This is a genomic window from Marivirga harenae (assembly GCF_030534335.1).
In the GTDB taxonomy this organism is placed as follows: Bacteria; Bacteroidota; Bacteroidia; order Cytophagales; family Cyclobacteriaceae; genus Marivirga; species Marivirga harenae.
Genome location: NZ_CP130565.1, coordinates 219,988 through 235,271, shown reverse-complemented (window position 1 = coordinate 235,271; position 15,284 = coordinate 219,988). Strand labels below are relative to the sequence as shown.

General features: G+C 37.2%; 13 protein-coding genes. 11 read left to right on the top strand and 2 right to left on the bottom strand.

The window, feature by feature from the left end; genetic code table 11:
* Window positions 1-9 precede the first annotated feature (9 nt).
* From Q3Y49_RS01070 to Q3Y49_RS01055, 4 genes are all read left to right on the top strand, one after another.
* Complete coding sequence (locus Q3Y49_RS01070; RefSeq protein WP_303270360.1) at window positions 10-969, top strand: PorP/SprF family type IX secretion system membrane protein; 960 nt, start codon at window positions 10-12, stop codon at window positions 967-969.
* Window positions 970-1,411: 442 nt separating this feature from the next.
* Window positions 1,412-5,200: a PAS domain S-box protein gene (locus Q3Y49_RS01065; RefSeq protein ID WP_303270359.1), complete on the top strand. Its 3,789-nt coding sequence runs from the start codon at window positions 1,412-1,414 to the stop codon at window positions 5,198-5,200.
* Window positions 5,200-6,534: a sensor histidine kinase gene (locus tag Q3Y49_RS01060; protein ID WP_303270358.1), complete on the top strand. Its 1,335-nt coding sequence runs from the start codon at window positions 5,200-5,202 to the stop codon at window positions 6,532-6,534. The genes Q3Y49_RS01065 and Q3Y49_RS01060 overlap by 1 nt, the downstream gene beginning before the upstream one ends.
* Window positions 6,535-6,698: 164 nt before the next feature.
* Window positions 6,699-7,127, top strand: a complete 429-nt coding sequence (locus Q3Y49_RS01055) for a response regulator (RefSeq protein WP_303270357.1) — start codon at window positions 6,699-6,701, stop codon at window positions 7,125-7,127.
* 949 nt (window positions 7,128-8,076) lie between these two features.
* Here Q3Y49_RS01055 and Q3Y49_RS01050 read toward each other — a convergent pair.
* Window positions 8,077-8,304 (bottom strand): hypothetical protein, encoded by a 228-nt coding sequence (locus Q3Y49_RS01050; RefSeq protein WP_303270356.1) that lies wholly within the window; start codon window positions 8,302-8,304, stop codon window positions 8,077-8,079.
* A gap of 54 nt (window positions 8,305-8,358) precedes the next feature.
* Here Q3Y49_RS01050 and Q3Y49_RS01045 point away from each other — a divergent pair, with 54 nt between their 5' ends.
* From Q3Y49_RS01045 to Q3Y49_RS01030, 3 genes are read left to right on the top strand one after another with little or no spacing between them, the layout of a single operon-like run.
* Window positions 8,359-9,237, top strand: a complete 879-nt coding sequence (locus tag Q3Y49_RS01045; RefSeq protein ID WP_303270355.1) for a hypothetical protein — start codon at window positions 8,359-8,361, stop codon at window positions 9,235-9,237.
* 9 nt (window positions 9,238-9,246) lie between these two features.
* Window positions 9,247-9,909 (top strand): DUF5675 family protein, encoded by a 663-nt coding sequence (locus Q3Y49_RS18700; protein ID WP_367892466.1) that lies wholly within the window; start codon window positions 9,247-9,249, stop codon window positions 9,907-9,909.
* Complete coding sequence (locus Q3Y49_RS01030; RefSeq protein WP_303270354.1) at window positions 9,893-10,078, top strand: hypothetical protein; 186 nt, start codon at window positions 9,893-9,895, stop codon at window positions 10,076-10,078. Before Q3Y49_RS18700 ends, Q3Y49_RS01030 begins: the two co-directional genes overlap by 17 nt.
* 31 nt (window positions 10,079-10,109) lie before the next feature.
* Here the strand turns inward: Q3Y49_RS01030 and Q3Y49_RS01025 are convergent, their stop codons facing one another.
* Window positions 10,110-11,006 carry a helix-turn-helix domain-containing protein gene (locus Q3Y49_RS01025; protein WP_303270353.1) on the bottom strand — a complete coding sequence of 299 codons (897 nt, stop codon included), beginning with the start codon at window positions 11,004-11,006 and terminating at the stop codon, window positions 10,110-10,112.
* 236 nt (window positions 11,007-11,242) lie between these two features.
* Between Q3Y49_RS01025 and Q3Y49_RS01020 the strand changes: the two genes are divergently transcribed.
* The 4 genes from Q3Y49_RS01020 (at window position 11,243) to Q3Y49_RS01005 (ending at window position 15,242) form a co-directional block, all read left to right on the top strand.
* Window positions 11,243-12,340 (top strand): alpha/beta hydrolase, encoded by a 1,098-nt coding sequence (locus tag Q3Y49_RS01020; protein WP_303270352.1) that lies wholly within the window; start codon window positions 11,243-11,245, stop codon window positions 12,338-12,340.
* A gap of 40 nt (window positions 12,341-12,380) precedes the next feature.
* Entirely contained in the window at window positions 12,381-13,232 is an 852-nt protein-coding gene (locus Q3Y49_RS01015; RefSeq protein WP_303270351.1) for a DUF4440 domain-containing protein, read from the top strand.
* A 32-nt stretch (window positions 13,233-13,264) separates the two neighbouring features.
* A complete protein-coding gene (locus tag Q3Y49_RS01010) occupies window positions 13,265-13,888 on the top strand; it encodes a flavodoxin family protein (protein WP_303270350.1) in 624 nt (207 codons plus the stop codon).
* A 94-nt stretch (window positions 13,889-13,982) separates the two neighbouring features.
* Window positions 13,983-15,242, top strand: a complete 1,260-nt coding sequence (locus Q3Y49_RS01005; RefSeq protein WP_303270349.1) for a DUF418 domain-containing protein — start codon at window positions 13,983-13,985, stop codon at window positions 15,240-15,242.
* Window positions 15,243-15,284 lie beyond the last annotated feature (42 nt).

The window sequence follows — 15,284 nt, the reverse complement described above, 5'->3', positions numbered from 1 at the left end:
AAGATAATCATGAAAAAAATCATCATATTAATCGTAATAAATGCTTTATCAATTGGATTGATAAAGGCACAAACAAACCCTCTGTTGGGTCAATACATTCAAAATTTACCTGCTTATAACCCTTCATTGGCGGGGGTGAATGACTTTCTGGATATTAATGCTGGTTTTCGCCAACAATGGGTTGGTTTTCAAAAAGCGCCACAAACTAATTATCTGAGTGCTTATAGTACCTTGAAGTTTGATGGAGACAAAGAAAGAAGCGAATTTGCACAATCCTTAAAGCATGGAGTCGGAGGATTTGTGATTTTACAAAATCAGGGCTACTATAGACAAGCTGAGGTGTCCTTTACCTATGCTGTTCATGTTCCTGTGTTTAAAGAAACTTATTTTTCCTTGGGTTTGTCGCCAAGTTTTTACAATAATCAAATTGATTTATCGGATTTATGGGTAAAAGATCAGTCAACAGACGAAACTTACCAATCGGTAATGGAAAATGGGTATTCCAATACGTTTTTACACACTAATTTTGGGATTTCTTTGTACTCACCTGATTATTATGTTTCCTATAGTTTAATGGAAGCCTCCGAATTACAACTGAGTGGTAATGAAGATACCAAAAATAATATCAGTAACGGCAGGCATCATATTATGGGAGGTTATCGATTTCAAATTAATAAAGACTTTGACATCATTCCCAATACGTTTGTCAGGCTTGATCAAGCAAGACCTGCTTTTTACGAACTGGGAGTCCGTTCTCAATATCAAGGAAATCTTTGGGCTGGGCTTTCCTACAGAAATGATAATACGCTTGTTAATATGTTGGGTATTCACTTTAAAGAAAAATATAAAATAGGATATGCATTTGAATACAAATGGGGAGAAGTTTCTCAATACAACAGTGGTTCACATGAAGTTGTGCTAGGAATAAGATTGTTTGACCAGAACAAGCCAGGTATAAGTATGTGGTAATACTTATTTTTGATAAATCAGAAAAGCCGGACATAATGTATTCGGTTTTTCTTGGTTTAATTATTTGAGCTGAGCAATGAGTACACTTTCACCTTAAAAATATATCGAATTCAGCTAAATCACCTAATGAAGAGGTGAAAGTATACCTGACTTTTCAAAATTTCCGATGATTTAGAACTTAAATTCAAGATGTTTACAGGAACCGGTTAATATCAGGATCTTATTGTGATCCTAGTAAAATGGTTCTAATTAAACTTTTAAAACATTGTATTTTAGAAGTAATAATTATTTGCGGCTTTCCTATTTTCTCTTTTTAAACATTTTAGTTTTTTGCTTTAAAATTCGTACTTTATATTCTAGCGACTGAAAGCTAGGTCTGAGAAGTGGCCACGCTAGTCAGAATTATAACTGTGGATCCTTAAGAATTAACTGTTTATTAAAGATGAAAAAGCCTGATTACAGCAATTTTTTCTATTTTAATCCGCTTCCCTCATTGATGTATGATGTGGATGATCTTCATATTCTTGATGTTAATAAGGCAGCCATTGATCATTATGGATATTCACAAAAAGAATTCCTTGCACTTACTATAAAAGACCTACGACCGCCAGAAGAAGTTCCCAAGCTTATCAAGGCCCTTTTAAATACAAAAAGAGTAGAAGGAAATATCTATATCGGCATATTTACTCACATCAAAAAGGATGGCACGCTTATTCAAATGGAAGTCAACGGGCACAAACTTGATTTCAACGATCGTCAATGTATGCTAGTGGTTTGTCAGGATGTAACCGAGCAAAAGCAGAAGGAACAGCAAAAAGAATTATTGGCGGATATCAGTTTGGATTTTTCCTCTGCAAGTGACCTGTTTTCTGCTTCAAATGCCTTATGCAAAACCATGTGTGAATATGGTCAGTTTGACTTTGCGGAATTATGGCTGCCTAATATTGAAAATACCCTTGTTCAATTAATTGCCAAAACCTCTGCATCTCCTCAAGCAAATAACTTCTATAAATTAAGTGACAATGTTAGGTCATTTAGACTTGGAGAAGGACTGCCTGGCGCAGTATGGGAAAAAAGATCAACATTGTTATGGAACGGTATCAACAAGAAATCTCAATTTTCACGACAAAAGGCAGCAGAAAAAGCAGGCATACAAACTGCATTGGGTATTCCTCTAAGATTAAACGATCAAATTGTTGGAGTGCTTCTGATAGGGACTCAGAACAAAGCGAATTATTTGAAAAAATACATCCAGCTTTTTGAAGAACTTGAACATTTTATAGGATCAGAAATAAACCGTAAGAGGCTGGAAAATGAATTAAGCCATTTATATGATGCAATTCCTGATATAGTGAGCGTAGGAGATTTTAAAGGACGATTCTTACGCATTAACCAAGCAGGTTGTGAGCTCTTAGGGTATGAAGAAGAAGAGATCCTTTATCAGAGCTTAGAGAAATTTATTTACCCAGATGATTTGCATAAAGCCTATAAAGAATTGGAGCGACTAGAAGCAGGCGAGAGTAATTTTGGATTTGATGTACGCTTTTTAACAAAATCAGGCGAATTGATATGGTTGAGCTGGTGCTGCAAAGCAAATGTTGATGAAGGGCTGATTTATTCTTCAGCTAAGAATATTACTCAAGAGAAAAAGTTAAGCCAGCTCAATAAACAAGCAAGTGATCTGGCCAAAGTTGGAAGCTGGGAATATGATTTGATCGAAGATGATCTTTTTTGGTCGGAAGAGGTACACCGGTTGCACAAAACGGATCCAAATTCTTTTAACCCAACTATTGAACGCGCAATTGATTTTTATAGGGAAGAACATAAACCATTTGTTGAAGATCAAATTTACAAAAGTATCAATGAAGGAGTTTACTTAGATTATGAAGCTGCTATAATATCAACTAGAAACGAAGAACGATGGATCAGGGTAATAGCTAGCCCCGAGTACATTGAAGGAAAATGCGTGAAGTTGATTGGCAGTTTTCAGGATATCACTGATCGCAAGGAAGCAGAATTAGGAGTAGTTAGAAGTGAAGAAAAGTTCAGGACTATTTTTGATATTGCTACCTTGGGAATAGCACAAGTTGATCCTTTAACAGGAAAAATCAGCTTAGCTAATTCCTATTACGAAGCTATCACTGGTTATACCGCTGATGAGCTCATGAATATGTCTTTTGTGGAACTTACGCACCCGGATGACAGGGAGAAGGATTGGGAATTATTCAGTAAAGCAGCTCATGGAGAAGGGGAATATAGAAATGAAAAGCGTTATGTAAAAAAAGACGGGACTATTGTTTGGGTCCGCCTACACGTAGCCTTCATTAGAGATGAAAAAGGGAAGCCCCTTAAAACGGTAGCAATTTGCGAAGACATCACTGACCGCAAGGAAGCTGAAAGCCGACTTCAAAATTTATCGGACAATATACCTGGCGTAGTCTATCAATACTTTATTCACCCCGCTGGCAAAGATGAATTTAAATATGTGAGTAGGGGAGCAGAGAAAATTTGGTCCTATAGTCCTGAAGCAGTCACAAAAGACCTTGATTTGGTCTGGAATCAAGTAAAAGATGGAGGTGATTTTCAGGCAGTAAAAAAAAGCATCACAGACTCAATAGATAATCAATCGAAGTGGTCTATGAGATATAGAATTATTAGGCCCGATGGCGAAAAGCGCATTATCCAGGGTCTAGGAACCCCTGAGTTTTTCGGAGACGGAACAGTGGTATATAATTCTGTAGCGCTGGACATTACGGAAGAAGTAAAAAACGAAGAACTATTGGAGCTGGCAACTGATTTGGCCAGAATTGGTAGCTGGGAAATTGATATGGTGCATGATAAATTATACTGGTCAGACACCGTTTACGAGTTGCACGAGATAGATCCTGATTCCTTTGAGCATGATCTTCAAGAAAGCATCAATTTCTATAGGAAAGATTTTCGTCAGTTGGTGAATGAAAGAATAACGAAAGCGATAGAGACCGGTAAAGGTTTCGATTTTGAAGCGGTAATTATTACAGCTAAAAAACAGGAACGTTGGGTGCGGGTCATCGGGAATGCGGAATTCATAGATGGAAAATGTCAGCGTGTGTACGGAAGTTTTCAGGACATTCATGAGCGGAAAATCACAGAGGCACAAAAGAATAGTTTATTGGAAACTTTGGAAAATAGCTTGAATGAAATTTATATGTTTGAGCCTACATCACTACAGTTTAGTTATGTCAACAGAGGAGCCTTACTAAATATCGGCTATTCAGAACGCGAAATGAAGTCACTTACTCCCATTGATCTGAAGCCAGAGTTTACAGAAGCATCTTTTGTTAAGTTGGTTGCACCTCTGATCAATAATGAAAAAGAGAAAATTGTTTTTTTCACAAACCACAAAAGAAAAAATGGAAGCCTTTATCCTGTTGAAGTACATCTACAATTAGTGACAGAAACCAACAAAAAAACATTTTTAGCAATTATACTTGATATAACAGAGAGAAGAAAAGCTGAAGAAAAACTTATTGAACTAAATGATTCTTTAAAGAAATATACTAATGAATTAGAATTGACTAATCAGGAGTTAGAGCAATTTGCTTATATCGCTTCTCATGATTTACAAGAGCCTTTAAGAATGGTAACTAGTTTCATGGATTTATTAAAGAGAAAATATGAAGATCAGCTAGATGATAAAGCACTTCAATATATTGGTTTTGCTACTGATGGAGCTAAGCGTATGAAAACGATCATTTTGGATTTATTGGATTACTCTAGAGCCGGTAAATTGAATATGTCTCAAGTGAAGGTCAGCACGAAAAAAATTGTGGATGACTACAAAATATTAAGAAAAAAGGCAATCAGCGAAAAAAATGTTAGGCTGGAGGTTTATAATTTACCTACTGTAAAGTCTTATCCAGCACCCTTGACCCAAACGATCCATTGCTTACTTGATAATGCCATTAAATATTCAAGAAAGGGAGTACGTCCAATTATAAAAATTGATGCCGAAGAACTTGACGGTTTTTGGCAATTTAAAGTGGAAGACAACGGAATAGGAATTGAACCTAAGTTTTTTGAAAAGATTTTTATTATTTTTCAAAGGCTTCATAATAGAGATGAATTCTCTGGTTCTGGTATAGGTTTGGCTATTGCTAAGAAACATGTAGAATCCTGGGGAGGAACTATTCGATTAGAATCAACTAGAGGGGAAGGCTCTACATTTTACTTTACTATACCAAAAGCTTGATGAGAAATATTTGGCAAAAATATAAGGATACTATTAGAAGGAATTGTTCTCTAAGCAATGTAGAATCTGGAGACAGTGTAAATTATTGGCGAAACACCTTGTTTTCCACCACCATGATTTTTGTACTGCCTCTTTGTTTCATTGCGTTAGTCCCGTCTTTGTTTTTAATCACATTTGAAAATAAAGAGTATATAACATTACTGCATTTTGTCACTATTGGCCTTATGCTATTTATTGCATTTGCGCCAAGCGTTAAAGTAAAGGTGAGGAAATTGATTTTTTCTTTAACCGTATATGCTTTTGCCGCCATGTTAAATTTTTTTACCTCGCCTTCTTCAGGTTCGGTTTTGATTTACTTCTATGCAGCATGTGTTTTCTCTATCATTATCTTTGACAATAAGTATGCTTATTGGTGGAGTCATCTCGTATTGTTAATATCGGTAATGTTTGGTCTTATTATACATTTCGAGTTTTGGGATTTTGAGTATAATGTTGATATGAGTTCTGTCAATGAATGGGTTGCCGTTAGTTCTAATGTTATTTTCGTTTGCTACCTGTCATCAGCGCTCATTCCTAAAATTTTCATTGGATTAGAAAACCATATCAATGAGCAGAACAGACTAAGGAATGAACTTGAGAAAAGTCAGGATGCATTACAGCTTAAGAATGCTGAACTTGAGGAATATGTATTTGTGGCATCCCACGACCTGCAGGAGCCTTTAAGGCTGGTATCTAGTTTTATGGATAAACTGAATACCAAATATCAAGGTCAGTTGGATGAAAAGGCACTCCAATATATCCATTTTGCTTCAGAAGGGGCAACACGGATGAAGCAGATTATCCTGGATTTGTTGGATTATTCAAGAGCAGGCAGAACAACTGAATCTCTTGAAAAGGTTGATGTGAATCAATTAGTCTCAGATTTTATAGACTTAAGAGCAAAAGTTATCTCTGAAAAATCGGTAACTATTGCTGCAGATGAATTGCCAGTTTTGCATGTCAGAAAAGATGGGTTTACTCAGGTACTGCACTTGCTACTAGACAATGCCATTAAATACTCAAAAGAAGGAACAGCTCCCCAGCTCGAAATTGATGCAACAGAAAAAATAGAGGGATGGCGCTTTTCAATTAAAGATAATGGTATTGGAATTGACCCTAAGTTTTTCGATAAAATATTTCTAATATTTCAACAACTGCATAACCGTAATGAATATGGAGGTACAGGTGTCGGCTTATCTCTTGCCAAGAAACATGTAGAATCTTGGGGAGGTAAGATATGGGTTGAATCTAAAAAAGGTAGGGGCGCAATTTTTTATTTTACTGTGCCAAAGTAATTTATTATCTGTAATTTTACGTCTGTTAATCATCCACCATCATAGAATTGGCACGAAGCCAAATTTTTGCTTATCTTGAATATGCTCATTCGAGCAACTTTTTATATTCATTGACAAAAGGTGCTGCCATTTTATGAAATGTAACATTGTAATTTTAGATCAATATGAAACCAGCTAATATTTTGTTAGTAGAAGATAATGAAGGGGATATAATTCTTACTTTAGAAGCATTTGAAGAAAGCAAAATTAAAACAGAAATCAATGTTGTTAAAAATGGCGAGCAAGCTTTAGATTATGTTTTTCAAAGAGGAGAATACTCCAATGCGGCAAGGCCCGATTTAATTCTTCTTGATATCAATATTCCCATTTATAATGGCCATGAGGTTTTAAAGAGCATAAAAGAGAATAAAGATTTGAAAAAAATACCTGTGGTAATGTTAACTACTTCTTCCAATCCCAAGGATATTGATAAGGCTTATGAAAACCACAGCAATAGTTACGTCAAAAAGCCTTTAGACATGGACGATTTTTTAAAAGCAATACTTCGAATAGAGGAATTCTGGCTTCAATTATCGACCCGTTCCTCTTCATAATAGGAATGGAGATAAAGAAATACCTGATAAAATTGCTACCTCAATTATAGATGGTAATGAAGGGGATATTGTTCTGTTGAATCTTTCCTGTATGAGAAATTTCAACAGATAGATACTAAACTCAGGAAGGACAACAAAGATATGAAAACTGCTTAGGATGGTTGGTGCTCATCACTGGTAATATTTCTTTTTGAATTCTTTTGTGTGAAGTAATAACTCTTGCGTCCTTACACAAAGATAATTGATTAACTTTCCGATTCCTGCGAGTATCTATTTCTTCACTGAAATAATCATAAAATAAATCAGTATGATGTTTTACTTCCGTGACACTAAAAATATCAACAATACGCAGTAAGCCCTCTTGATTAGTTCGCGAATTTCTCTATTAAATAAATTTGTCTTCTGCAATTAATCCTACGAGCATTAATCCTGTAAGGAATATCAGATCTAAAACCAGTATGAATTGGAAGTTCGTTCGCAGTATCAAGGGAATCTATGGGCCGGGCTGACTTGAAATTATAAAACATTTGTTAAGAGTACATCTTAAGGGGAAATACGAAATAGACTAAGTATTTGAATATATATTGGGAGAAGTTTCTCAATACAATAATGCTTTATTGATATTACTTGAAAACAAATAAAATAAAAAACCCCTTAAAACTGAATTTAAGGGGTTTTTGTGAGTATTTAAACTCTAATAGTCGGGGTGGCAGGATTGCGACCCTATGATATTAACCTCTATAATTCAGTTAGTTAAGTTTTTACAGTATTTGCTGTTCACCTAATTGTTCACCACTATTTTAGTCTCAAATGTTCGATTTTGTATCAGTGATTCAATAAGCAACAGTTATCAAAGACCCTTTCTTTGATATGTTAAATATACACAAAAAAGGGCAAATTTTATGAATAAAAGGCGGAAAATTTCTGGATTCGAACCTAAAAATTTGGCTTAATCGGTGAGGTATTCCTGGACTGTTTCAGCATCTATTCCGGTGTAATCTGAGAACTCGGAAACTGTGATGAGCTGATGCTTCTCTTTTCCTTTTTGCTCTCTTATACGTTCTAATATTCGTCTTCCGGTGCGCTCGCTTTTGCCTGTAATGCGTTGTATGTCCTTGGGGTATATGACGGTTCTTTTTAAGATCATTTCTCCATATTTTATTGATACTTTATCCATACTTTATCCTAGGCTTTGATATACTCTAATATAGCTAATTTTTAGAAAGCTTGATTGTCATATTTTGCCAATGCAGTCAACACGACCTTTAACGGAAGCCAGTTTTTGACAAACGCTCATTTGGGGAATACTTTGGTGGCTCATCAAATATATTTTTCAATTATGGCAAGACAAAAGGGAATTATCAAACTGAAAGGCAAAATCGGAGATTTGTCTTTCTACAAAACGAAAGATGGATACTTGGCCAGAGAAAAAGGAGGTATTGACAAAGAGCGGATGAAGAATGATCCAGCTTTCCAACGGACTCGAGAGAATGGCGCTGAATTCGGGAGAGCCGGAAAGGCTGGAAGGCTTTTGAGGACTTCGGTTCGCCCGTTGCTTTTGAAGGCGGCTGATGGTAGAGTGGCCAGCCGAATGACCAGAGAAATGGTCAAGGTCGTGAAAAGCGATACATCCAACGATAGAGGACAAAGAACGGCTAGTGAAGGTGCTGTTGAGCTGCTGAAGGGTTTTGAGTTTAATCAAAACGGAAAGCTGAATGCAACCATGTATGCGCCTTTTACGGCAGCTATTGACCGTGCAAGTGGTGAGGCAACAGTGGAGATTCCTGATTTCATCCCGCAGAATACTTTTGCTGCCCCGGGTGGTGCATCCCACATGCGACTTGTGGCAGCTGCAAGTAAGGTGGATTTTGAAGAGGAAACTTTTAATCTGGACACAGATGAAAGTAATGAAATCGCTATTGGTCCGCAATCGGAGGCCGCTATCACGTTGACCGCTACGGTTCCAAGCACAGGAGACCAACCTATTTTTTTACTTTTTGGGGTGGAATTCCTGCAGGAAGTAAATGGAACTATGTACCCGCTTAAAAACGGTGCGTACAATGCTCTTGCATTGGTAGAGATTGACAATACTATTCCTGGACCTTTATAGAATTTGGAAATGAGTTTTGAACTTATTCGAAATTATAGGTCAGGTGGAACCAATGGAAGCTTGAGGTATGGCAGTGAAAAAATCTGTCATACCATTGAACTTCCCTGGAAGGACAATGAATTAAATATCAGTTGCATTCCTGAAGGTAGATATCTTTTAGAAAAGAGGATTACCCATGAAAGGGGATTTCACCTGATATTGAAAAGTGTTCCTGGAAGGAGTTGGATTTTAATCCATCCTGCGAATGATGCCCGGACAGAACTGGAAGGCTGCATTGCACCAGTCTCGGAGCTAAAAGGAATAGGAAAAGGAATACGATCGAGTGAAGCCATGGACAGGCTTTTGGAAGTCTTTGAAGAGGCCAAAGAGAACCAGAATCATATTTACATCACTATTAAAGAGAAATCAGCTATGAATATTTTAGAAAGGGCGAAGAAGCCCACTCCAAAGTTGTTTAGAAAATTAAGGACAGTCGGCTTGATATTAGCAGCTGCAGGAGGTGCTATTTTAGGAGCGCCCATCACATTGCCAGCTGGCTTGATCACAGTTGCAGGATATCTAACCGTTGGTGCCAGTGTCCTGACTGCAGTCAGTCAGGTAACGGTGGATGATGAGGTCAAAATACCTCCACTGCCTGAGGTAAAAAACAAGGGAGATGCAAGTCCACGGTAAGGCAGGCACCGCTGGTGGAACAATCCTAACAGTGCTAGTCAATTTGCAAAGTGCTGATATTATCAAGACTTGTATCTTGGCAGCTGTAGGAGCATTAGTTAGTTTTTGTATGTCTTTGGCCATGAAATGGGTGGTCAAGAAAATCAATAAGAAAGGCCGTAGTTCATAGCTACGGTCTTTTGTTTTTAATCGAATTAGGGTTAATTCATATTCCGATATTCTTTTGGAGATACGCCTACATGCTGTTTAAAAACGCGAGTAAAATGTTGTGGGTATTTAAAGCCCAGGTCGAAAGCAATTTGGCTTAGTGACTTACTTGGGTCAAAGATTCTTTCTTTCGCCTCTTCAATTAACTTAAGCTGAATGAATTCAAGTGCAGTTTTACCAGTTTCCCTTTTAATCAAATCACCAAAATAGTTTGATGATAGGTTGAGTTCATCTGCGCAATAAGCCACAGAAGGCAAGCCAATAGTTTCGGGTTTATCAGAAGAAAAGTAAGCATTCAATAAAGTTTCAAACCTTTTCAAAATTCCTTTATGCACATTGTCACGGGTAATGAACTGGCGGTCATAAAACCTATCGCAATAATTTAAGAGCAATTCAATATTAGAGGTAATTAATTTTTTGCTGTGATTGTCAACATTCATCTCTAGTTCATAGCTGATTTTGGAAAAACAGTCCATTACCATTTTTCGCTCGCGTTCAGAAACATGCAGTGCTTCATTTACCTTATAGCTAAAAAACGAATAGTGATCAATGTGTTTACCCAGTGAAGTGCCCTTGATAAGATCTGGATGGAAGGCAATTCCATGTCCTTTGGGATGATAGAGTTGGTTGTTATTATCAATTGAAATGACCTGCCCCGGTGCAACGAATATCAAAGTGCCTTCCTGATAATCGTAAGTTTGTTTTCCATATCTTAGATCCCCACAGTTTATCTCTTTCAAGAGTACAAGATACAGACCGAAATATGTCTTTTTTAGATACCTTGGATGAGCCTTTGAGAAATCCACAACTGTAACCAGAGGGTGTAGTGTTTCATGATTGTTGTATGCATTGTATTGGCTAACAGTTTCAAATTTTTGTATCTCGTCCATAACAACTACTTTTTATCAAAACTAATACAATACTTTTTTAATTCCTGCGACTCAATTGTTGAATCCGTAAAATTGGTAAGAATAGCAGTAGAATGTATAAGTAATCTCATTAAGAAGAGGTTCAAATTTGTAGCAGCTGTCATTCATAATTGAAGTTAAGGACTTGGCTAATGATTGACGAACAAAATTTTCTCAAATAATTATGTAAATTATGCTTGTTGACCAAAAAGGATACTATGCACTATCAAAATAACATTTCATTTCTTGCTTTTCTTGCTGTTGTTCTGATGATGACTGTTTTTTCAAGTCATGCACAAAAGCAACCCTTAATTATTGAGGAACAAGGTAGCTTTATGGTCGGTGGAGAAATTGTAAAAGCTTCAGGCACCTTTGACCCGATAGGCCATGGTTATTTTAATCCTTCCAATCAAGCCTCACAAGGACAGACTTTGCATGGCGATCACGCTTATGTATTCTATCAAATCCCACAGGATAAACGTAAGCTGCCACTGATTTTCTGGCATGGTTACGGGCAATCTGCTAAAACCTGGGAGACGACCCCAGATGGAAGAGAAGGTTTTCAGAATATTTTTCTTAAGAAGCAATTTCCTGTTTATTTGATTGATCAACCAAGGAGAGGAAAAGCAGGGAGAAGTACAGAACCCACTACTATTACAGCCAAACCTGATAATCAGCTCTGGTTTGGGATTTTCCGATTGGGAATTGATAATGAGTTTTTCAAAGGAAGCCAGTTTCCTCAAGATTCACTGGCTTTAAACCAATTTTACAGACAGATGACACCAGATACTGGCCCTCTCGACATAGAAGTTAACATCAATGCAGTATCCGCATTATTTGATAAAGTTGGTGCTGGCATATTGGTAACTCACTCGCATAGTGGAGGTCAGGGATGGTTAACTGCACTTCAAAATGATAATATAAAAGGCATTGTCTCCTATGAGCCGGGCAGTAATTTTGTTTTTCCTGAAAATGAAATACCAGAACCCATATCATATGTTGGTGGAAAGTTGAGCGCCAGAGGGGTTTCCATGTCGGATTTCAAGAAATTAACACAGATCCCGATTATTATTTATTACGGTGATTATATTCCAACAGCGCCTGTGAAATATCCAGGGCAAGAGCAGTGGAGGGCAGCATTGGCTATGGCTAAAAAATGGAGAGATGTAGTCAATGATTATGGCGGGGATGTGACCCTGATATATTTGCCAGATATTGGAATTAAAGGGAATAGCCACTTCCCAATGTCAGATTTAAACAATGAAAAGATTGCCGAGCTTATGTTCAATTGGCTACAAGAAAAAGGACTTGACTAAGTATTAATACACTACGAATTGAAATATAAATATAGTTATGATGAAAAAGTATATAAATTATTCCGCTATTCTATTCAGTTTATTGCTTTGCATGCAAGTAAATGCACAAGATGATTCAACATTTCCCAAAGGAGAAAAAGCACCTAATGTACACCACAGTGGGGATGTTTGGCTCTATCATGTGAGTGATGCTGATAAAACCTTTGATTATAGTATCGTACAAGCTGTATTTGCTAAAGGAGCAAAACTCGATTGGCATAAGCATCCTGCCGGACAGCAATTAATTATCACAGAAGGCATCGGTTTTTATCAGGAAAGGGGCAAGAAAGTGCAAACTGTAAAAGAAGGAGATGTTGTGAAATGTGCACCTGGAGTAGCACATTGGCATGCCGCCACCCCTCAGACAGGAGTTACTTACCTTGCCATTACAGGTAATGAGCCTACAGAATGGCTTGAACCGGTAAAGGAGGAAGAATTTTATAGTATTGAATTAACTGTTTCCAATACAAAAAATGTAGAAAAGGAAATCATGGATTTATCCAAAAAGAAATGGGATTGGATGGCGGATAAAAATGTAGGTCAACTGGATGATTTATTTCATGAGCAATCAGTCTTCGTCCACATGGGAGGAAGCTGGGGCAAGGAAAAGGAACTTAGTGTGATTGAAAGTGGGGGTATTTGGTATAAGAAAGCAGATGTCAAAGAAGTATCGCTTAATGTAATGGGAAATACCGCCATTTTATTGAATAACATTACACTTTTAGCTGTAGTCGGTGGAAATGAAGTCACTAATCCTTTCGAAGTGACTGAGGTATATGTGAAAGAAGATGGAAACTGGAAGCTTAGCGCTCTTTCCTTTACGAAGCTCTTAGGTGGCGACAGTGATAAATAAGCAAAGTGACTAGCATAAATAACTATAGTGTAATGCAATTTCTTAATTATCTCTTGGTCGGTATTTTATTCATTATACCTATTAGTGCTTGCAGCCAGGCTAATGAAAATAAGACCTTGGATCAAGCAATTAAGTCTGATGATGTGCTAATAGTGTACCTAAGCAGAACGAATAATACTCAGGCTGTTGCCAAGATGATTTATGAGGAAGTCGGTGGGGAAATTGTTGAATTGGAGTTGAAAACACCTTATCCGGAAGATTATGAGGCTATAGTTTCGCAAGTGGACCAAGAAAATGAAACTAGCTATTTACCTCCTCTCAAAACTGAAATTAAAAATATCCAAAAGTATGATATCATTTTCATTGGATTCCCGACCTGGGATATGCAATTACCTCCCCCAATGAAAAGCTTTTTGACCAAATATGATCTTAGTGGTAAAACAGTCATCCCATTTAATACTAATGCTGGGTATGGAGTTGGAAGTAGTTTTAATACCGTAAAGGAGCTTTGTCCTGAGAGTACCATTCTGGAAGGCTATTCGACTAAAGGTGGAGTAGAAAGAGACGGAATCTATTTTGTAATGGAGGGTGAAAAACGCAAGGAAGTAAAAGGTGAAGTGAAGGATTGGCTAGAAAGCCTTCACATCATGAAGTAGTATAACAGTAAAATTGGTAGGTTAAGCTGTATTCTGTATAAGTAAGAGATGAATTGAGGACACTACATTTGTTATATAAAAATAGTGTATCAAAATGAAAAATGTAAGTCAGCCCACCACATTAACCCAACCTTTAAAACGAATTACAGTCCTAGATGCTTTAAGGGGTTTTGCTCTTCTGGGTGTTATTCTGATGCATATGTTGCAAAATTTCGGAATATTTGAAGTTTCAGTTGAGCAAGCTCAAACTCGCTTTCCGGAAATGGATAAAACGATTCAATGGATTGGCAGTAATCTGATTATGGGCAGGTTTATCAATATTTTTGCTTTTCTTTTCGGACTCAGTTTTTTTATTCAGATGGACAGGGCAGCCAAGAAAGGGATAGATTTTAGAAAGCGATTTATATGGAGGATGTTCATTTTGTTACTGATTGGAGTAGTTGGCCATTCATTTTACAGTATTGAAATCATTTCCATATATGCCGTTTTTGGACTTTTACTCATCCCACTATATTCTCTGAGAAACTGGAGTTTACTACTGGTGGCTGCTCTTCTGCTAATTGGAACGCCTCGAGCTATCCAGTCTAGGATTCATAATAGTAACTTGAAAGCGCAAACTGCAGAAAACCCAACTGAAAGCGGTTCTCCTGAAGCAAGGGAAATTCCAGCGCATATCCAAAACCCCTCTTTTATTAATTCTGTAAAGCACAATTATGCTGAAAGATTTGAAGGGAAGCTGAACTATCAGTTTGGTATGTATGGGCGAGGCTATCTTACTTTTGCTTTGTTTATTTTAGGATTGGTTGTGGGTAGAATCCGCTTTTTTGAGACTCTGGGTGAAAGAAAAAGACGGAATCTTTTCCTGTTTGTCGGTTTTGCAGTAGCTGCCCTATTCGTGAATTGGATTGAAAGCCTCTTTCCTGCTGTAGAAGTGCGATCATTAATGAGACCGGGTGATGAATATATACCTGCGATGATGTTGGTGGTTAAAACTTTGGGAGATCTCAATTTAGTATTTTTCTCAGCTGCTTTGGGGATGGGATTTATTATTCTGTATAATACCAGCAGTTTTAGCAAATACCTTGACGTATTATCTCCTTATGGTCGAATGGCGCTAACCAATTATGAAATGCAAGGGGTCATTGGTGCCATTTTGTTTTCTGCATGGGCTTTTGGATCAGTTTTCAGTAGTTGGGGTGCCACAGAATTATTTGTATTCGGTATCATCATTTTTGTTCTCCAGATTCTATTGAGCAGAATATGGCTCAAGTATTTTTTATACGGTCCACTAGAGTGGTTGTGGCGTTCGGGAACTTACTTAAAATGGCAAGCTCTTAAGAAAAGAAAGTCATAAATCGGTCAGCGTTGGTAATAGTTGCTAAAGGAATAACGAAGC